This window comes from Cutibacterium acnes, assembly GCF_003030305.1.
GTDB lineage: Bacteria > Actinomycetota > Actinomycetes > Propionibacteriales > Propionibacteriaceae > Cutibacterium > Cutibacterium acnes.
Window position 1 is genome coordinate 117,971 of record NZ_CP023676.1, and the last position, 19,052, is coordinate 137,022.

At 64.2% G+C, this 19,052-nt stretch carries 13 protein-coding genes and 1 riboswitch; of the genes, 3 read left to right on the forward strand and 10 right to left on the reverse strand.

Annotation, left to right across the window (positions count from 1 at the left end; all coding sequences use genetic code 11):
- Position 1 precedes the first annotated feature (1 nt).
- The 9 genes from CPA42_RS00565 to CPA42_RS00610 all read right to left on the reverse strand — a co-directional run bounded on the left by CPA42_RS00565 (position 2) and on the right by CPA42_RS00610 (position 14,629).
- Positions 2-1,966, reverse strand: coding sequence for a magnesium chelatase subunit D family protein (locus CPA42_RS00565; protein ID WP_002515900.1), 1,965 nt, complete (start codon positions 1,964-1,966; stop codon positions 2-4).
- Positions 1,966-5,871, reverse strand: a complete 3,906-nt coding sequence (cobN, locus tag CPA42_RS00570) for a cobaltochelatase subunit CobN (RefSeq protein WP_002515764.1) — start codon at positions 5,869-5,871, stop codon at positions 1,966-1,968. Before cobN ends, CPA42_RS00565 begins: the two co-directional genes overlap by 1 nt.
- Positions 5,868-6,962, reverse strand: coding sequence for a radical SAM/SPASM domain-containing protein (locus CPA42_RS00575; protein WP_002515755.1), 1,095 nt, complete (start codon positions 6,960-6,962; stop codon positions 5,868-5,870). The genes cobN and CPA42_RS00575 overlap by 4 nt, the downstream gene beginning before the upstream one ends.
- Positions 6,959-7,960 carry an ABC transporter ATP-binding protein gene (locus CPA42_RS00580; protein WP_002515897.1) on the reverse strand — a complete coding sequence of 334 codons (1,002 nt, stop codon included), beginning with the start codon at positions 7,958-7,960 and terminating at the stop codon, positions 6,959-6,961. Before CPA42_RS00580 ends, CPA42_RS00575 begins: the two co-directional genes overlap by 4 nt.
- Positions 7,957-9,096 carry a FecCD family ABC transporter permease gene (locus tag CPA42_RS00585; RefSeq protein WP_002518613.1) on the reverse strand — a complete coding sequence of 380 codons (1,140 nt, stop codon included), beginning with the start codon at positions 9,094-9,096 and terminating at the stop codon, positions 7,957-7,959. The genes CPA42_RS00580 and CPA42_RS00585 overlap by 4 nt, the downstream gene beginning before the upstream one ends.
- A gap of 82 nt (positions 9,097-9,178) precedes the next feature.
- On the reverse strand, positions 9,179-10,423 hold the full coding sequence (locus CPA42_RS00590) for an ABC transporter substrate-binding protein (RefSeq protein WP_002515779.1): 1,245 nt from the start codon (positions 10,421-10,423) through the stop codon (positions 9,179-9,181).
- A gap of 56 nt (positions 10,424-10,479) precedes the next feature.
- Positions 10,480-11,730: an ABC transporter substrate-binding protein gene (locus CPA42_RS00595; protein ID WP_002518614.1), complete on the reverse strand. Its 1,251-nt coding sequence runs from the start codon at positions 11,728-11,730 to the stop codon at positions 10,480-10,482.
- 301 nt (positions 11,731-12,031) lie between these two features.
- Positions 12,032-12,805, reverse strand: a complete 774-nt coding sequence (locus CPA42_RS00605) for a hypothetical protein (protein WP_002515776.1) — start codon at positions 12,803-12,805, stop codon at positions 12,032-12,034.
- Positions 12,806-12,844: 39 nt separating this feature from the next.
- Positions 12,845-14,629, reverse strand: coding sequence for an oleate hydratase (locus CPA42_RS00610; protein WP_002515783.1), 1,785 nt, complete (start codon positions 14,627-14,629; stop codon positions 12,845-12,847).
- A 171-nt stretch (positions 14,630-14,800) separates the two neighbouring features.
- A riboswitch (TPP riboswitch) is annotated at positions 14,801-14,895 on the forward strand.
- Between CPA42_RS00610 and CPA42_RS00615 the strand changes: the two genes are divergently transcribed.
- The 3 genes from CPA42_RS00615 (at position 14,878) to CPA42_RS00630 (ending at position 17,470) form a co-directional block, all read left to right on the forward strand.
- A complete protein-coding gene (locus CPA42_RS00615) occupies positions 14,878-16,455 on the forward strand; it encodes a bifunctional hydroxymethylpyrimidine kinase/phosphomethylpyrimidine kinase (protein ID WP_032496966.1) in 1,578 nt (525 codons plus the stop codon). (Overlaps the previous riboswitch by 18 nt.)
- Before the next feature lie 176 nt (positions 16,456-16,631).
- Complete coding sequence (locus CPA42_RS00625; RefSeq protein WP_002515938.1) at positions 16,632-16,808, forward strand: hypothetical protein; 177 nt, start codon at positions 16,632-16,634, stop codon at positions 16,806-16,808.
- A gap of 8 nt (positions 16,809-16,816) precedes the next feature.
- Complete coding sequence (locus CPA42_RS00630) at positions 16,817-17,470, forward strand: thiamine phosphate synthase (protein WP_002515767.1); 654 nt, start codon at positions 16,817-16,819, stop codon at positions 17,468-17,470.
- Positions 17,471-17,760: 290 nt separating this feature from the next.
- On the opposite strand, the gene CPA42_RS00635 is transcribed toward CPA42_RS00630, so the two are convergent.
- Positions 17,761-18,720 carry an endonuclease domain-containing protein gene (locus CPA42_RS00635; RefSeq protein WP_002518617.1) on the reverse strand — a complete coding sequence of 320 codons (960 nt, stop codon included), beginning with the start codon at positions 18,718-18,720 and terminating at the stop codon, positions 17,761-17,763.
- Positions 18,721-19,052 lie beyond the last annotated feature (332 nt).

The following is a 19,052-nucleotide window of genomic DNA, read 5'->3' on the forward strand; positions in this document are numbered from 1 at the left end:
GTCAGCGGTCCTTTCGGGGAGATTGGTGGGAGGGGTCAAGTCGAGAGACGACGTTGACGAGGTCGTCAGCCCGCAGGTCGTCGATGCGCAGACAAGGTCCACCCAAGGCTGTGGCAATGTCGCGGGCCCGAGACAGCTGGATACCTCGTGGGTCCTCGGTGTCGATGACGACCCAGCTGAGTCGTGTGTCGACGCCGAGCTTGGTTGCCACCCGAATCGCCTCATCGGTGGCCTGGGAGTTGGGACGGCCGTCCAGACTGACGTTGCCGCGCCCGTCGGTGACGAGGATGAGTAATGGTCGCAGCCCGGGGTCCTTGAGGAGCAGGGGCCGTACCACCTCGCAGGCCTTAATCAGTCCGGCCGACAGCGGGGTGCGCCCACCGACCGGTAGCTCTGCCAAACCGTGCTGGGCTACCTCCACCGAGGAGGTCACCGGCACCAGCACCTCGGCCCGGTCGCGGCGGAAACCGATAAGGCACACCCGATCACGCTTGACGTAGGCGTCCAAGAGGAGGGACAGCACGGCCCCCTTAGAGGCGGTCATTCGTCCTCGTGACCCCATCGACCCGGAAGCGTCGACTACGAAGATCACGCAGGAGGCGGCTCGTCCGGCCCGTACTTTGGCCCGCCAGTCGATCGGTTTGACGTGCACCGCCAGGTCTGGACGCTCGGTGGCCCGACGTGACTTCTGATGAACCGCCGCCGCGCGAAGGGTGGCGTCCAGGGCGAGGTCGTCAGGGCGGTCGGTGGGTCGGGCTGAGACGTAGCGGCCACGTCGATCGTTACTGCGGGTGCGCAGACGTCGTCCGCAGGCGCGACGGGCGAAGCGGTCCTGACTAGGTTCCAAGGGGCGGACGGCGAACGGGTCCCCGGCGGCAACCACCTGTTCACCGCTGCCCGAGGGTTGTTTCCGCGGGTCGTGCTGGCCGTCGTCTCGCTGGTTCTGGGGACCGTCGTGGTATTCGGGTTGTTGTTCGCCTGAACTGCTGGGCGGCGTGGCAAGATTCTCGCCCGCCTGCCATTTTTCCACGTCGGGGTCGGGTCGCTCGGGTTCCCGGGGACGTTGTTCGGGCTGGTCCGGCTGATCGTCGGGGTGCTGGTTGCGCGGCGGCGGAGACTCCGACGGGGTCTCGACGCGACGGCGGTGCCTCAGTACCATCTCGCTGATCGTTAACACGTCGTCCTCGGTGGCGACGCCGCGACCGACCAGGGCGGCATGAGCCCGCGTGGCTTCGGCCATGACGATGTCGGCGCGGTGCCCAGCAACGTGGTTCTGCCGACACAGGCAGGAGATGAGTTCGGTGACGACCTCGTCCAGTCGGACTCCGGCGACGATGTGCCGCGCCCTCTCGATGACTGCGGCCTGACGGTTCTGGTCGCTCTGCCAGCGGTGGTCGAACTCGGCCGGATCGGCGTCGTGGTCGAGACGCCGCCGGATGATCTCAGCCCGGACGGCCGGGTCGGACTCGCCGTGCACGTCGATGCACAGTCCGAACCGGTCCAACAACTGCGGACGCAGTGCCCCCTCCTCGGGGTTCATGGTTCCCACCAGCACGAATCGGCTCGGCAGGGAGGCCGTCAATCCCTCACGCTCCACCCGCACGGTCCCGGCGCAGGCGTCGATGACGAGATCGACGAGGTGGTCGTCGAGGAGGTTGACCTCGTCGATGTAGAGCACCCCTCCGTCGACCTCGCTAAGCAGACCCGGCTGGAGGACGGAGCGTCCCGCCACCAGGGTGGCTTCCAGGTCCAACCCGCCGACAAGACGATCCTCGGTGGTTCCCAGAGCCAGGGTGCGCATGATGTGACCGGGTAACAGCTCGACGAGACCACGAACCACTGTCGATTTGGCCGTTCCCTTCTCCCCACTAAGGATGACCCCACCGATACGCGGGTTGACCGCGCACAGCAGCAGAGCGAGTCTGGCTTCGTCCTGCCCGACGACGGCGGTGAACGGATAGGTCATTAGATCAACCCCAGCTCGGACAGGTCAAGTCCACCGGCAGGGTTCTGCGGAGGCGCACCCACCCGGGTGTTCGGGGCGATCGCGGGGTCGTCGGAGACCTCTTCGATGGTGCCCTCGATGTCAGCGTAGGTGTTCTCGAGTTCCTCGACGGTGCTCGGATTGGCCTCCCAGACGTGACGTTGGGCGGCGTCGAGCAGTTTGTCGACGATGTTGTGCAGGGCGTGCGGGTTGACCTGCCGGAACCATTCCTGCATCGCCGGGTCGAGGGCGTAACGACGCGCAACTCGTTCCCATAGGCCGTCATCGACGACGTCGGCGGTGGCGTCCCAGCCGATGAGGATATCGAGTACTGCGGATAGGTCGCCGGCTCCTTTATATCCGTGACGTTGCAGTCCCTCGATCCACGATGGGTTGAGGATTCGTGAGCGCAAGATGAGTCGGGCTTCCTCGGTGGTGGTGCGCGTGGCGATGCGGGTCGGATCCGAAGAGTCTCCTACCAGCGACATCGGCGCCTCGCCTCGTACTGTCGTCGCCGCAGCGATAAGCCCGCCGTAGTAGTTGTAGAAGTCGGTGCAGCTGAGCATGTCGTATTCGCGGGTGTCCTCATTCTTGACGGTGACGTCCATGCGTTTCAGGCTCGCGGTGAACCGTTCGGTTTCCACCTGTCCGAGCACTCCCTCACCGTAGGCGTGGGACGAGGCGGCAATGTAGGCCCGGCCCAGGTCGGCCTTGTCCTGCCACGCTTTGGTCTCGATGAGCTCCTCCACCCCGGCACCGTATCCGCCGGGCGGGCATCCGAAGACCCGGAGGGTCGCCTTGCGGCGGGCTTGCTCGACGTCAATCCCGCGGGCAGTCATTTCGACGACGTCGGCCTCGACGTGGGCGCGCAGCATGTTGTCGTCGTCAGGTTCGGGGAGGGCTGCGACCATCCGCACCGCCCGGTCGATCATCTCGACGAGGTTGGGGAAGGCATCACGGAACAGGCCGGAGATGCGCGGGGAGACGTCGATACGGGGACGCCCCAGCTCGCAGGGCTCGATGATCTGCAACCCGCTGACGAGCCCGGAGGACTCCCAGACCGGGCGCACCCCCATGAGGTACAGAATCTCGGCGATGTCGGCCCCTCCACTGCGCATATTCGGGGTACCCCAGACCACCACCCCGACGGTGCGCGGCCACGGTTGGTCGGGGTGGGCCTCGGCATACCCTCGGAGGAGTTGGTCGGCCAGTTCGACCCCCTCACGCCATCCCGTCGGGGTGGGCATGGTCTGGGGATCCAGGGAAAAGAAGTTTCGGCCGGAGGGCAGGATGTGGGCGTTGCCACGGCTGGGCGCTCCCGACGGCCCAGGGGCCACGAACCCGCCGTCGAGGGCCGTCATGATGGCGTCGATCTCGTTGTTGGTGGCGTCCAGCCGGGGCATGAGGTCTGTGAGGACCCAGGTGAGGGTTTCGATGACGTCCCCACGTTCGGCACCGAGTTGCTCATGACACAACTGGGCCGCCAGATCGTGCGCTTCGGTGTCGTCGGGGTGCCGGTCGCGGTGGCGGACGACAACAGGGGTGAGCAGCTTCACGCAGCGACGATGAGCCTCGGACATAAGCTGGCGTCCGGTCAGACCGTCGGGCAGGTCGGCGGTGACGGGCACTGGCTCGCCGGCTCTAGCAGAGACCTCGTCAAGGCTGGTCCCCCAGGCATTCAGCACGGCTTCGCGTAGGGACGGTACCGGCCCGTTGGGCTGACGGGTGAGTTGGGCGACGTACTCCACCTTGGCGGCGATCGGGTCGTCGTGTCCGGCGACGACTTGGCCCAGCACGTGCAGACCGTCAGAGATTTCACGGTCCTGCAGGTCGAGCAGATGATGGTGGACCCTGTCGAGCACCTCGACGGGGTCGGCGTCGACGTCGGCACTCGTCAGACCCAGATCGGTGTCCAGGCCTGCTTTGGTGACGGCGTCCCATACCTGCTCGGCGACAAGTCGGGCGCGCTGGGGGCTTTGCGACTGTGCCCCGGCGTATTCGCGCAAGATGCGGTCGATCTCGGCGGTGGAGTCGTATAACTCGGCCTGACGCATCGGTGGGGTGAGGTGGTCGATGAGGGCTGCGGCACTGCGCCGCTTAGCCTGGGTGCCCTCCCCAGGGTTATTGATGATGTACGGGTAGATGTTGACCATCCGGTCCAAGGCAAGCTCCGGGTAGCACTCCTCGGACAGGCCCAGCCCTTTGCCGGGTAGCCATTCCAGGCTCCCGTGGGTGCCGACGTGGATCACAGCGTCAGCTTTGAACACGTCACGGATCCAGCGGTAGTGGGCTAGGTAGTGGTGGGGCGGGGGCAGGAGTGGGTCGTGGATGTCGGAATCAGTGACAGCTTCGAAATTTCCCCGCGGCGGCTGGATCGTCAACAACACGTTGCCGTCGAGGTGCCCGGCGAAGGAAAATTCGTCGTGGTGGACGAAGAGGGATCCCGGGTGCGGGCCCCAAGCGCGATCCATCGACTCGCGGACGGATGCGGGAAGTGCCCGGTACCAGGACCGGGAGGTGGCAAGGTCAGCATGGACCTCGGCGCGCTGATACATCTGCTCGGGGGTGAGCCAGCGCTGGTCGCAGGTCAACGATGACAACAGCACCTGAGCGAGGTTGTCGGCGCTGTCGAACTGTTCTGGGACGTCGTAGCCATCCTCGGCCATTCGGACGAGGAGCCGGCGTACCGACTCAAAGGTGTCCAGCCCGGTGGCGCAGCCGATCCGGTCATTACGCGGCGGATGGTGGTGGAAGACGATCGCCACTTTGCGTTGGTTGGCGGAGGTGCGGGCCAGCCGGGCCCACGAAAGGGCCAGTTCGGCCATCGCCTCGGGGCGGCCGGGGACTGGGACCATGTGTGGTACGACGGCTCCGGTGAGATCGTCGACCCGATCGACTTCTCGGGTGGCCAGGAACTTAGTGATGAGGGCACCGTCGAATTCCGGCTGGGCGGCCTGGGTGGCAACGTCCATCGCCCCCATACCCTGGGCCTTCCATGCCGCCAACGGGGCGTAGGAGGTCAAGGCGTGCAGCACGCTCACCCCAAGTTTCGGATAGGCGTCCGCGTTGGCAGGTACGCCGGCGGTCATGGACATGCCGTGGACGTCGATCAGGGTGTCGATGACGCGGTTGCCATCATCGTCGCGTAGCAGAGTTTCGAGGGTTTGGGCCATGCTGGGGTTACCGCGGCGGGCGTCAGGAAGACGCAAACAGAAGAACGGCACAGTGTTGGCGTCGAGTCCCTCGATGGCCTCGATCAGGGCTTCGATGTGCGCGGTGTTGTGCTCCAGCCAGTAGCTGCGCGGGAAGGTGATCCCAACGGTGGGCAGATCGGGGTCCAGATGGTGCCGGTACTCGGCCAGGTTGGTGAACAGGCCGTGACGTGGATGCCAGATCCCCTCGGTGGGGGCGGGGATGACGTCGGGGATGGGGGCTGACCCGCCCCGCACCCGGTCGACGAGGATCCGTAGCGCCGCCTCGACGTTGTCCGGGCCGCCCATCTTCAGCAGCCCGATGAGACCCCTCCAGGTGCCGTCGTCGAGCCCGCTGGCCCAGTCCTGGGCGGCCAAGAGCCCGTCATCGTCACCGGAGGTGGGTTGGATGTGGATCCACGGCAGCGGCAGACCGGATTCGCGACGGTTTTTCCACGCCTCGACCAGAGCGGGCCATGCCGGGCAGGAAGTGGTACCGCCGTGGAAACTAAGCACGATGGCGTCACTGCGGGCGGCCGCCTGGGCGAAGGCGCGGGCTAGTTCCGGGTCGGTGATCTGATCCTTGGTGCGGCCGAAGAGGGTGATGTCGAGACCACGAGTGCGTAGCCGTGACAAGGCTTGGCTGACGAGGGTGAGTTCGCCGCCGGTGGCCGAGAAGAAGCTCAGGGTGGTCATGATGCACTTTCCAGACGGGCGAGAGTGCTGTCGATGAGGCAGGTGAGGGGAGTCCGGCGCTGTTCCGGGTCGGCAAGGGCATTGGCCTCTACTCGGGATGGGCAATCGCCGGGGCATCGTCCGGCCAAGGCGCAGCGGTGGCAGGGTCCGCGCAGGGTGTGGCGATCTTGCGAGAAACGCCGTCGCAAGCTTTCCCAGTCGATGCTATGGACGGTTCCCGCCCGGGAAGCCATATCTCCGACAGCTTGAGAACAGGGGTAGACGCTGCCATCGGGTGCGACCGCCATTGATTCCCCGATCGCCGCATGGCAGTAGGGGTGGTTCGCCACCGGGAGCAGAGTGCGGCCCGCGGGGTCGACGGCGCTGGTCGTGGGCACAGGACCACGGCGGAGAGCAGTCCTGACGGTCTCCAACTCCCGCCAGCGCAAGGGTGTGGCGCGCAGCGCGTTGATCTGTGCCAGCCGCCGGTGGAGCGTGGTGATTCCGTTGATGACGGCCTCGTCGCAGGGCACGAGTTCATCTCGCCCGGTTGCGCTCCCGATTGCCACAAGCGGGTCGAGTCCGAATCCGGTGACGTTGGGAAGCGCGGCGAGAGTGACGGCCAGCCCGTCTAGGTGATCGACGTTGAGGGCTGACAGCACTGTTGTCACCCGCACCGGGATGTCGGCGTGAGCGAGGGCGAGCAGGCCCCGGAAAGTCTGCGCCGCCGAACCGCGCGTCTTCTCGTGCACTGGGGGTGGCCCGTCGACGCTCACCCCGACTCGGACGCTGTGGCGTTTCAGCATGGCGATGATGTCGCCGTCGAGGCGGGCGGCATTGGTCTGGATGCCGCAGGTGACCTTTCCCCACCGAATTTCCACAACACGCTTGGCGACGTGCTCAATGAGGGAGGGCACCAGAGTCGGCTCCCCGCCGGCCAGTTGGACGTGGGCGGGCTGCCCGGTGGTGCGTACACCCTCGGCGACGAGGTCCAAGGCGGTGTCTGCCACCTCAACGGGCATCCGTCCGCCTCGACGGTCGCGGCGGTAACAGTAGGGACAAGTGAGATCGCAGGCCGCGGTCGGCCACAAGACGAGATAGCGCACGGTCATGACCGGGCACGCTCCCTGTGACGACCGATGAGATGCTCGTGGAGCTGGGAGAGGGTGGGTAGTACACAGTCGTCGACCGCCCAGCCTTCATCGGTGACTCCGATCGTTAGTACCTCGTCACCCGGCTGCTCAACGACCCGGTACCCGGATCGGGTCAGAACGTGGCGAGCGAGGTCGGCGTCTACACCGTGACCGACGACCCGTGCGACCGGGCGTCCGGAATCGGATTGCCAGAAGGTGAGGGTGCGAAGGTCGAAGGTGATCCCTTCGATACGGAAGGCTGCCTCAAGCGCACCGTTGCGGGCCAGGTCCTCCGGTGCCCCGATTACAACGTCGGTGTCGTGCCCGGCTACCCACAGGGTGTCGGCGTAACGCATCACCGGCTCGATGTCGTGGCTGCACACCACCACGGCGATGTTGCGCGCCGTGCATACCTCGCGCAGCATGCCGAGCAGGGCGATCCGTCCCGGTGGGTCGAGGAAAGAGGTCGGCTCGTCGAGCAGCAGTATGGACGGCTCCTGGGCCAGCGCCCGGGCCACCATCACCCGTTGACGCTGACCGTCCGACAGCTCACCGATGAAGGCGTCGGCCAAATCGGCAGCGCCCACCGCCGTCAGCGACTCGTCGATGACCGCATGGTCATGGGGCCGCAGCCGCCCACCGATGCCCGAATGTGGATGGCGCCCCAGCGAGACGACGTCGCGGCAGGTGAGCCGGGCCACCGACACCCGGTCGGTCAGCACGGTCGAGAGGGCTTGGGCGACCTGACGGCGCGACATCCGGGACGTCGGGGTGCCGTTGATCCGCACCTCGCCGGCAAGGCTCGGCTGCAGTCCAGCGACCGAGCGCAGCAGGGTGGACTTTCCGGCACCGTTGGGCCCCACGAGCCCAATCATCTGCCCGGCAGCCACCGAACCCGTCACCCCCGACAGCACCCTCGTGACGTGGCGGCCCGAACGGTACCCGACCGTCAGGTTCGACAGTGTGAGACCGGTCATGTCGCCTCCGCCTCCCGGTACCAGCGGATGAGGATGACCATGACGACCGGCGCCCCGAAAACTGCGTTGACGGCGTTGACGGGCAGCACGTCGTCACCGGGCAGCTGTGCCAGGATGTCGGCCATCAATGCCAGGGAACTGCCGGTGAGGATGCATCCGGGCAGCAGATGACGATGATCGGCCGTCCCCAACACCCCACGCGTCAGGTGGGGAATGGCGATTCCCAGGAAGCCGATCGGCCCGCAGAACGCGGTGGCGGCACCGGCGAGGATGGCTGTGCTCGCCACCAGCAGGGTGCGCACCACCTTGAGGTTCATCCCCATCGTCTGAGCGTAACGTTCCCCCAGCAACAAGGCGTTAAGCGGCTTGGCGAGCAGCAGGCTGGCGAGGATCATGGCCACAATGATCGGCACCATGACTCGCAGGTTCTGCCACGTCACACCGTGGTAGCTGCCGAACTGCCAGCGGGTGTACTGGGCAATGAGCTCTGGGCTCGCCCGCGACAGCAGTACGGTGACCCCAGACGAGACGAAGTACCCGATCATGACGCCGAGCAGCAGCAGGATCGTCGAGGAGTGGATGAATCGTCCTGCCAGCATGACGATGAGCAGCACGACGGCTGCCCCCAGAGCGGCTGCCACCATGATCAACAGGTCCGGTCCGATGCCCAATCCGGAGGCGAAGGTCGCCGCACCCGCCGATGCCGAGGTGGACAGCACCACCAGGGCGACGCCGAGACTGGCACCCGACGAGATACCCAGTACGTACGGGTCGGCCAAGGGATTGCGGAAGAGAGTCTGCATCTCCAGCCCGGACATTCCCAGCGCCGCCCCGACGAGCAGGGCGGTGATGGTGCGAGGCTCTCGGACGTCATGGATGATCGTCATCGAGACGGGATCGACGTTGGTGCCACCGGTGACGACCGTCATGACGTCACCTAACGGGATGTTCACCGATCCCAACGCCAGGCCGGCCAGGGTGACGGCGACGAAGATCGCTGCGAGGATCGTGAAACGTACCGGCAACGGCAGTCCACGCCGCCCCTGCGTCTGCCGGCTTCGTACATCCCGGTGATCCCGCACGTCCTGGCCTGGTGCCTCTCGGCTCTGCGACGTCTCCTGGTGGCCGTGTCTCACTGGTTGCCCCTGATACGTCCGCGGTGTGCCTCGGGGCGTTCGCGCCTCTCGTGACGGCACTGCATCATGTACCGAGGTGCAGTCACTTCGCGGTGGCCTTGCGGTAGAAGTGGAACTGGTGATCGCGGTCCAGCTCGGGGTGCAGGATCGCCGTCAGGTCCGCCAGGACGAGGTCGGGACGTACGACTCCGGTCTGCCAGTAGTCGTTGCCGTGCTTCGGGTCGGCTCGCAGGGTGGCGTCCCACACATTGCCGTTGTCGAGGGCCTTAAGCGACTTCAGACGTGGGTCGGCCTTGAGGATCTGCGGGATGGACGACTTCTCCGGCCCGTCGATCCAGAAGTCGGCGTCGTGGGCCTGCTTGATGACGGCCTCGGTGTCCAGCTTCCTCGAGGCTACCCCGTGGAGGTCCTTGAACACGTACTCACCACCGGCGTCACGCAGGAACTGGATGGCGTAGTTCTCGTTGGGTTTGATGTACCAGACGCCCTTGTACTGTGATCCGTGGAGCACGGTCGGTCGTGTCTTGACCTTGGCGGTGCGTTTCGCGGTCGCGTGGTACTTCTCGGCGATCTCGTCATACTTCTGGTTCGCAGTTTTCTCGGCATTGACGAACAACGAGTCGTACTTGATCCACTCGGCACGTCCCAGCGGGGTGCTCTCGAGGAAGTTCGGCTCGGCAACGACCGGGATGCCCATCTCCTTGATCTTGTCGATCTTGCTGGTGTTGTCGCTGCCGCTGACGAGGTTGAAGATGAACAGGTCCGGGCGCAATGCCGCTAATTTCTCGGTGTTGATCTCGGTGGCGTTGTCGCCTGCCGCGAAACTGGCGACCTTGTGGTCCTTGAGGGCCTGACGGGTGTCCGGATTCCCGACTCTATCGACGTTGACCATGCCAGCCACGGAGTCCAGCTTTCCCAACATCTGGAACTTCATTGGCAGGGTCGTCGAGCCCAACGCCACCTTGGTGGTGGGAATGGTGATCCGCTGCGCCTTGGCGAGCTCACCGTCCAGATGCGGGTCGGGGGCACCACACTGCACCAGGACGTACTGCACCGGTTTCGTCGCGGTGTTCGACGGGTGCTTGAGCGTCACGATCTTGTACGACTTGTGGTACGACACGGTGATGTCGCGAGCGTCGCCGAAGGTGGCCTTGTCGCCGAAGTAATCCTTCGAGGGGTCGAAGTCCTTGATGCAGCCCTGCCGGGAGGGCCCGCTGGACGACGTGTTCGCCGAGGAACCTGACTGCTCGGAGTGTGAGCACCCGGTGAGGGTGGCGACGCACATGGTGGTGGCGGCCAGACCCGCCACCAGACGATTGATGGACATGTTTGCTCCAGAAAATGGTGAAGGGAGGGTGTGCGGCGAGCAACGCCGTCGAGGGATCAGCTGAGCTTGGTGTAGTAGTACGGGGTGTACCCCTTCATGAGGTCTGGGTGGAAGATGTAGGTGAGGTCAGCCAGTACGACGTCGGGCTGGACGATCCCGGACTGCCAGAAGTCGTTTCCGGTGTCTGGGGCAGTGCGTTTGCTGGGGTTCCAGACGTTGCCATGCTTAAAGGCCGACAGGTTCGCGTAGCGCGGGTTCTGCTTGAGGGCGTCATCCTTGCCGTGCCACGTCGTCATGGACATGTAGTTGCCGTTGAGCCAGAAGTCGGCCTTGGAACCGTACTTGAAGACGACCTCGGCGTCGGTTGGGGTGGCTCCGTTGCCCTTGACGGCCTGGGCCATGACGTCGGAAGCTCCGGCGTCGGTCATGAACTTGATCATGTAGGAGTCGGCCCCCGGGACGTACCACTGCCCCTTGGTCTCCTGACCGACGAGCACGCTGGGTTTGTCGGCAGCGTTCTTGGCCTTCTTCGCCACCTCGGCGTAACGCTCGGCGATGCTGTCGAAACTCTTCGTGGCGGCGCCCTCCTTGTTGAGCAGGATGCCGTAGGCTTTCATCCACTCGGCCCGAGCTAGCGGGGTGGACTCGAGGTAGTCGAGGTCTTGCAGCACCGGGATGCCGGCGGACTGCACCTGCTTGAACTCTCCCACCTCTGAGCTGGCAGCCAGCACGGCGTCGGGTTTGAGGGAGATGATCTTCTCTGTGTCGATCTGCATCCTGCTCGATCCGTAGCTTGATATGTGGCGGGCCTCAAGGGCCTCACGTGCCGGTCCGCGATAGATCTGCTCGATCTGGTTGACGCCGACGATAGAGTCCAGGGCCCCCAAGGTGTGGAAGACCGGAATCTGGGTGGTGGAGGAGGCGGCGACCCGTTTGACCGGGACGTCGATGATCGGGGCCTTGGCGAGGTCACCAGTGAGTGCCGGCTTGGGAGCACCGCACTGCAGCAGCACGAAGGTCTGTGCCGGCCTGTCCTGCTCACCGAGGGTGAGAACCTTGTAGGACTTGTGGTAGCTGACGTGGACGTTCCTGGCCCCGGTGAAGGTGGCCTTGTCACCGAAGTAATCCTTGTCCTTGTCGAACTCCCCAGACTTGATGCACCCCGACATGTTGGCACCGGTGCCGACTGACGGGGCGGCTGTCGAGGTGTTCAGTGAGGTGGTTCTGTCGCTCGAACCCGAGCAGCCCGTCAGGGCCAGGGCGGGTGCGACGAAGAGGGTAATGAGGGCCGAGATCTTCCTCGGCATCGTCTTCGGAGTATTCACGCGGTTCTCCCTGCGGTCATGCCGCAGGTTTCGCGGAGGCGCACATAGTGTGCCCGGCAGACTCCTACGGCGAGAGTCAACAACTGCCACTCCTCAGAGAGTCGACCGGACTGAGCCTTGCAGGCATTACCGTTGCGCGACAGTGTCGGATTTGCACCGACTTCGCCCACTGCGGAGTGCCCCAAACCGAATCCGACTCGAGGCAATCGCACACTAACACCATGCATATGGGGTTCGTCGCGGGGGATGGAAAATGCTGCAGGTAGTTCCAGGTAGCGAATCGTCAGGAGCGCAGGTGCCCGATGACTGCCCACGGTCGTTCGGGGTTGACCAGGGCGTGCAACTGCTCAAGATTGGTTTTGGCACAGGCCATGACGACGCATGTGGCCGGGCCGCCGGAGCGGGTTAGGTCGACGTCGGTGGGTTGGAATGCGACGCGCAGTCCCGCAGTGGAGGCCAGCTGTTTGGCCTCCCAGGCCACCCCATGAGACCCGACCGGGACACAGTCGTGCACCTTCCCCGAAGCCATTAGTGCCCTAACCTCCGTGACGTCCACAATCTCGCGCCGACCAGGGGCGACGTCATCGTCAGGGGCCGAGATCGGAGCGCCGACACACACCAAGACGTCTCCGTCTAGGGACTTCGGCAAATCCTCGTGGTGCATGACGCCGATAATCGTCACCCCGACGCCGGTTTGGGTGGTGGCGACGTTGTCCTCCGTCGATCCGGTAACCGCATCTGGGTCGATCCCGGCGTCGAGCGCACAGCGTCGGAATTCGGCGATCATGGGCTGAGCAGATGCACTGTCCTGGCACAGTGTGTCGACGAGGACAAGCGGACGCGCACCGGCGCACAGCACCTCCAGCAGCGGCACTCGCGCTCCCAAGTGGGCGCACCACACCGGGTCGGCCGGGTAGGAATCGTCGGGACGCGGCCCGATGCCGCCGATCGTGTCACAGGCGATGACCAGACGGGAGGCCGGGATATCGGCCAGCAGTAGGTCGCGTAGTCGGGTGATGGACAAGCACCGGGAGGGGACACGGTTCGGGGCGGTCATGGTGTTATTCAACCGCCCCGAAACCGCATCGTCAGGACGTCACGGCAGGATGTCCTCGTAGTAGGTGTTCTTCAATAGCTTCGACAACAGCCAGCTACCGGGCAAGCGACCATTGTTGAGGGTTTTGGCGGAGGCCAGCAGGGAGCGGATGTCGTACTGGGTTGGCCAGATCGGCGGGATGTCACGGTCAAGGTCGAGCAGGCCGTAGACGGCCATCATTGCGGTGCGTGCCGAACCCTCGGTGGTGAAGACGCAGTCATCGGGGGTTTCGACGAACTGGCCTAGGCAAGCCAGGTTGACGCAGCCGTCCGGGATGACCTCCGGGCGATCGCCCTTGCCGCGGGGCATGAAGAAGGCCGTGATCCACGGCATCGTCGCGATTCGCACCTTGGTGTGGGCCTTGACCTCCTCGAACTGGTCGAGCAGTCCGAAGTGATAGCAGTACTCTTTGAGCAGTTCCTCGCCGGTGCATTCCAGCATTGTCTTGTTGACGACGTCGCCCTTTTCGAACGGGTACAGCCCGTAGGCCCATGCCACGCCCCAGTCTTCAGGCTGGCCATGGAACTGTGGCTGACGATTCATCGTCAGCGAGATGCACCACGACGAGTCCTCGGCGGTGATGATGCCGCCGGTGACGGTGCGCCCGGACAACGGATCGTTGCCGGTCAGCTCCTTGATCTTCTTGAGGAACGGGTGGTCACGACCGATGAAGTTGAAGCTGATTGATTGCCACACCGTCTTGTCAGCGTCGCCGCAGAAGACATCGGGACGTCCGAACGCGGGGGAGCGGCGAACCAGGTTGCGCCACAGCTCCCAGCCGGCCTGCATGTCTTTGTGGTAAGGGGCAGGGGTGTCCATGTCGCCGTATCCGGTGCACTCGGTAAGTGAACCGTTGGTCACGAACACCAGGTCCTTGGCGGACATGTCGATGCGATGCTCGCCACCCTCCTTATCGCGCCACAGGATGCCGCGGGCGATCTTGCGGTGGGCGGTGATCTCTAGGTCGACGTCGTAGACGAGGGTGTCGTACTGGAAGTTCACGCCCTTTTCGGTGAGCCACTTCACCAACGGGACGACGAAGGAGTCGTGCTGGTTGTAGCGACTGAATCGCAGACAGGACAGATTCGAGAAACCGGGAAGATACTGCAGGAAGCGGTGCATGTACCGTTTGAGCTCGGTAAGGGACTGCCACTGCTCGAAGGCGAACATCGTCTTCCACAGCAGGTAGAAGGTGGACTGCAGGAAGTCCTCGTCGAACCAGTCCTCGATCGACTTGTAGTAGGTGTCCGACTCCTTGGCCAGCAAGAGCCTCACGATGTCGAGCTGGCCTTTCTTGTTGAGCCCCATCTTTGAGGCGTCGCGCTTGTGACCGCGATTATTGATAATCCGACACGGATTGATGTTGGGGTCGTTCTCGTTCACGATCCGGAATTCATCCAGAACGCTGTAGGGTTCGGGCATCTCCAAGGCTGGGATGTCTTTCATGATGTCCCAGAAACACTCGAAGTGTTGCCCCATCTCACGACCACCGCGAGCGATGAAGCCCTTCTCCGTATCCCCTGCTCCGTCGAACGCGCCGCCGGGTTCTGACATTTCCTCGAGGATGGTGATGTTCTCCCCAGGCATCTGGGCGTCGCGAATCAAGTAGGCAGCGGAAAGAAGCGAGGCGATGCCCGAGCCGACGAGGTATGCCTTGCGCTCAGCGACGTCATCGGGCGGTACAGGGTGGTTCTGGGTGTAGCGGCCGAGGTCGTTCTGCACGAAAGGGTTGCCATCCGGGCTCACAGGGTAGCTGCGTTGATAAATGTGTTGGAAGTTCGTCATGACTGCTCCTCACACGACTTCGTCGGAAGTCCTTCGGTGAACTTCGACCAGTTCCCACGATAGCGCTGTCACCGCCTAATGGACCCTTGCCAACGACTTTTGTAGGAGTTTTGCAGGTGTTCGGTCGGTTTTCAGCGGCGGAGCGCAAGTTGTGGTGGGGTGACATACTGGTCTTTGGACACGGGGTGCGCCTCGGTGGCGCTGAGATCACACCCGTGGAACCTGATCTAGTTCGTACTGGCGAAGGGATGTCCGAGATGACCACTAGTGATGCGCTTGCCGAGCGGGGAACAATTCCCCGCGTCCTGTCAATTGCGGGTACCGATCCGTCCGGTGGAGCTGGCACCGCAGCCGACACCAAATCAATCGTCGCGGCAGGTGGATATGCGATGGTTGTCGTCACCTCCTTGGTGGCCCAGAACACCGAAGGGGTGCGCGCCATCCACACCCCGCCGACCGACTTCCTGGTCCAGCAACTGGCCGCTGTCAGTGATGACGTGAGAATCGACGCCGTCAAAACCGGAATGCTCGGCACCGCTGAGATCGTCGACGCGGTTGCGACCTTCCTCGACGAGCATCGACCGCCGGTAGTCGTCGTCGATCCGGTAATGGTCGCCACTAGCGGGGACCGCCTTCTTGCCCCCGACGCAGAGGCTGCCATGCGCGAGTTTTGTCGCCGCGCAACCGTCATCACCCCGAATATTCCGGAGCTCGCGGTGCTGTGCCGGAGCGAGCCGGCGACGACCCCGGAGCAGGCCGTGGAGCAGGCTCGTCGGTGGGCGGCTGAGACGGGAGTGGCTGTCGTCGTCAAGACCGGGCATTTGAATTCGCAGCGGGTCGACAATATGTGGGTGACGCCGGAAGGAGCAATGCACACCGTCCCGGCGGCGCGGGTGAAGACGACCAACACCCACGGTACCGGGTGCTCACTGTCCTCAGCCTTGGCGACCCGGTTGGGTGCCGGTGACACCCCGGGGGATGCCCTGGCGTGGGTCACCGACTGGCTGCACGAAGCGATTCAGTACGGGTCGGCGCTGAACGTCGGTAAGGGCCACGGCCCGGTGGACCACTCCCATCGGGCACGTCGGCTGGCCAAGGACGCCTCGGCAGTGGCGTGGTTTGCGCCCATCGACCCCTTGGAATCCCCGCAAGGGTTGGTTGGATCGGCAGAGCCTGCACCGGACGCGGTGGTTGCCCCAGCCGGCCCATGGACGACGGCCCTGTGGCAAGCAAGTGGGGACATCGCTCGTCGCATTGAGGACTCGGATTTTGTTGCCGCTCTCGTCGACGGCACCCTGTCGAAGCCGGCCTTCGAGTTCTACCTGGGGCAGGACGCTCAGTACCTCACCTACTATTCACGAGCTTTGGCATCCTTGGCGGCTCGTGCTGTCGACCCGGAGGAGTCAGTGTGGTGGGCGCAGTCCTCTCAGGCGTGCCTTGTTGAGGAGGCAGAACTGCACCGCTCTTGGTTAGGGGATCACATCGACGTGGTTGCCGGGCCGGTGACCTTGGCCTACACGGACTTTCTGCTGGCCCGGGCATTGGGTGACGACTACGTCGTCGGTACGGCAGCGGTACTGCCTTGTTTCTGGCTTTATGCACACTTGGGTGCCAAGGTTCCGCACGTTCCCGACGACCACCCTTACGCCTCATGGTTGCAGACCTATGGGGATCCCGAGTTCGTCGAGGGGGCGTCACACACCATCGGTCTGGTGGAGAAAGCCTTCCAGAACGCCTCCGCCGTCACCAGGGCTCGCGCTGCCCATGCCTACCTGACGGCCTGCCGTCACGAATTGGAGTTCTTCGACCAAGCTTTGCGGGTCTGACTAGCTCGTCAGCACAAAGATCATATGACCACACTTGTGTCTGTTGCGCGCCTGGCCTCGGCTGGAACGTCGATGCCCTCTGAGGGACGCGCTGCCCTGTGGGCGGGTGTTGTCGGGCCCCGATGGACCATTGCCTCACCGCCGCCGTTGCCGCGCGGCCCGGAGGAACCCCTTGGGTGCTCGCCCCGACGGCCATCGGGCTAGTCCCGGTGCGTACTCGGATGGCTCGGGAATTCCTTGATGCTGGGCCCGACGTGGCCGGGGAGGTTGCGGCAGCGCGTGCTGGCGGACCCGGAAGTTTTCGGGTGCAGCTGCGTGACGCCCTTGACGAGGCGGCGAGAACCGCAAAATAGGAGATGAGATGACTTTAGACCTGCGGTGCTATTTGGTGACGTCGGGGACTGGTCGGCACACCGTCGAGACTGCGGCAGCGGCCGCTGGGGCGGGTGCCGGGATGGTGCAGGTACGGGCCAAGGAATTGTCCACTCGTGATCTGTTCAGTCTGGTTTTGCAGGTCGGCGAGGCGGTTCGTCGAGCGAACCCCGCGACGCGGGTGGTCGTGGATGACCGCGCCGATGTCGCCTGGGCGGCCATACGGGCGCGAGGGAACGTCCACGGGGTGCACGTCGGATTGACGGATTTGCCGGTGCGTGATGCGCGGGCGATGCTGGGCCCCGACGCGATCGTCGGTTACACCACGGGAACCTTGGACCTCGTGAGATCGGCCGAACCGTTCGCTGATGCGCTCGACTATGTGGGTGCGGGACCGTTCCGACCCACCCCGACCAAGGAATCGGGCCGCTCCCCGCTCGGCGTTCAGGGGTATCCGGCCTTAGTAGGGGCGAGCAGCCTGCCGGTTGTCGCTATCGGTGACGTCCAGGTGGCCGATGTCCCTGCTTTGGCGGCCACCGGTGTGGCCGGTGTCGCGATGGTGCGGGCCATCATGGCCTCCGATGACCCTGCCGCAGTGGTGCGGCAGGTTGTGCAGTCTTTCGATGAGGTGCGGGTTAGCTGATGCTCTGAGGCGGTTTGGTGGGCTGACGTTGTTTCCCCGTTGGCGTAGGCATTGAGGTTGTGACTTTATCCCGTGTTGACGCTTCTGCTCTGTTCCCCTCAGCTCCGTGTGGTGATACTTCACCATCATGGATGACCACCTCACCCACACACTTTCATTTCACCTCTGTGTGGCGATATGGGTCGTGATCGTTGGGGATGCCTGGTGGGGTTGCAGACCGTGGGTTCGTAACCCTGATTTCCACAACCGGACACAATCACCTGCCGTCTAGCTAGAGAAATCAGCAAGGTTTACGCCGGTACGGCGCCATTCATGATCTGGCGCAGGACCTGGTTGGTGAGCGTGGTCTTAGGGCGGTGACGTTTGTGCAAGTGATTGATGATCCAGTCCAGCACGAACTTCGGATCGCGCCGCAGCATCGTCGGGGTGGCGTGTAGGATTCTCCACCCGGCCTGCTCCAGATGGGCCGAACGCACCATCATCGCCTCGTACCCTTCCGGGGTGCCGTGGACCGAGCGGCCTTCCATTTCCACGCCCAGCATCTCAGCCTGGAACGCTTGATCCAGGACATAGCGATAATTCCCCTCACCAACCCACACTTGGTGGTTCGGCTTGTGACCAGTGATCCCGGTTGCCCGTAGGATTCGCGCTAATTCCAGCTCCGGGATCGACCAAGGATTTAGGTCGATGTCGGCTAGCGCACGGTCGACTTCGGCCTTCGAGTACCGGCCGGTGAGGGCTTTACGGGCCGCCCGGCATGAGGCCGGGGTCACTAGGCGTTGGCGCAGAGCCTGGCACACCCAGTCCCACTGTCCCTGGATTGCCAGGATGATCACCGATACTTCTGGGATCGCGACTCGTATTCCTTCTTCTTCGATGGTGAAATAGTGGGGCACGTGCCAGCGATGCACCCAGATACGGGGTCGCCTCAGACGGCGAGTGGGCGAGAACGCCTCGATGGCCTGGATGCCGGTGTAGTCCCAGCAGCGCTGAGTGACCGGATTCTTCAGTCCGAGCAACACCAAGGCGGCCATGCCGACCAGCGTCGCGTCGCGGTGCCACAACTTCAGTGCTTGGATCATCGTAGTGACGTGGCGGGCAGCGCCGGTGGCGGCCACCACTCCCGGCAGGATGCGTACCGTATCGCCCCGGGCGACGGACCGGTCAGCCTGGCCTCGCAATGGGCTGTCACGGACAATGCGCGCCACCCCGCCGTTGCTGCGCAGCTCTAGTTCAAAGTTTTCCCTCATGTCCACAGTTATCGACACAGGCCCGCGGATGCACCACGTTTTTTGAACCTGTGGACAACCCGGCCCAGATCAGCCGTACTGGCTGTGGATAAGTCGTCACCTACTCGCATCCCAGCCACGTGAGATGGCACCACGGGCAGCCACCACCCCAATCACCACACTCAGGGTGGAGGAGGTGAAGGGGCACCGTGGTGACGGGTCCATGGCGGGAAGAGGGTGATGTGGCGAGGAGAGCCGTAATGATGATGAGGCCAAGGAGGGGATGGTACGTGGAACTTGTGTGATGGGGTCGCCGGGGTGACTAGCGCTCCCAGAACGGTTTCGAACTGGGA

Coding starts and splice junctions, on each gene's coding strand:
- CPA42_RS00610 (WP_002515783.1), bottom strand. CDS start 14,629: ATGACGAACTTCCAACACATTTATCAACGCAGCTACCCTGTGAGCCCG.
- CPA42_RS00630 (WP_002515767.1), top strand. CDS start 16,817: ATGACTTTAGACCTGCGGTGCTATTTGGTGACGTCGGGGACTGGTCGG.
- CPA42_RS00565 (WP_002515900.1), bottom strand. CDS start 1,966: ATGACCTATCCGTTCACCGCCGTCGTCGGGCAGGACGAAGCCAGACTC.
- CPA42_RS00595 (WP_002518614.1), bottom strand. CDS start 11,730: ATGCCGAGGAAGATCTCGGCCCTCATTACCCTCTTCGTCGCACCCGCC.
- cobN (WP_002515764.1), bottom strand. CDS start 5,871: ATGACCACCCTGAGCTTCTTCTCGGCCACCGGCGGCGAACTCACCCTC.
- CPA42_RS00635 (WP_002518617.1), bottom strand. CDS start 18,720: ATGAGGGAAAACTTTGAACTAGAGCTGCGCAGCAACGGCGGGGTGGCG.
- CPA42_RS00575 (WP_002515755.1), bottom strand. CDS start 6,962: ATGACCGTGCGCTATCTCGTCTTGTGGCCGACCGCGGCCTGCGATCTC.
- CPA42_RS00605 (WP_002515776.1), bottom strand. CDS start 12,805: ATGACCGCCCCGAACCGTGTCCCCTCCCGGTGCTTGTCCATCACCCGA.
- CPA42_RS00590 (WP_002515779.1), bottom strand. CDS start 10,423: ATGTCCATCAATCGTCTGGTGGCGGGTCTGGCCGCCACCACCATGTGC.
- CPA42_RS00615 (WP_032496966.1), top strand. CDS start 14,878: ATGTCCGAGATGACCACTAGTGATGCGCTTGCCGAGCGGGGAACAATT.
- CPA42_RS00580 (WP_002515897.1), bottom strand. CDS start 7,960: ATGACCGGTCTCACACTGTCGAACCTGACGGTCGGGTACCGTTCGGGC.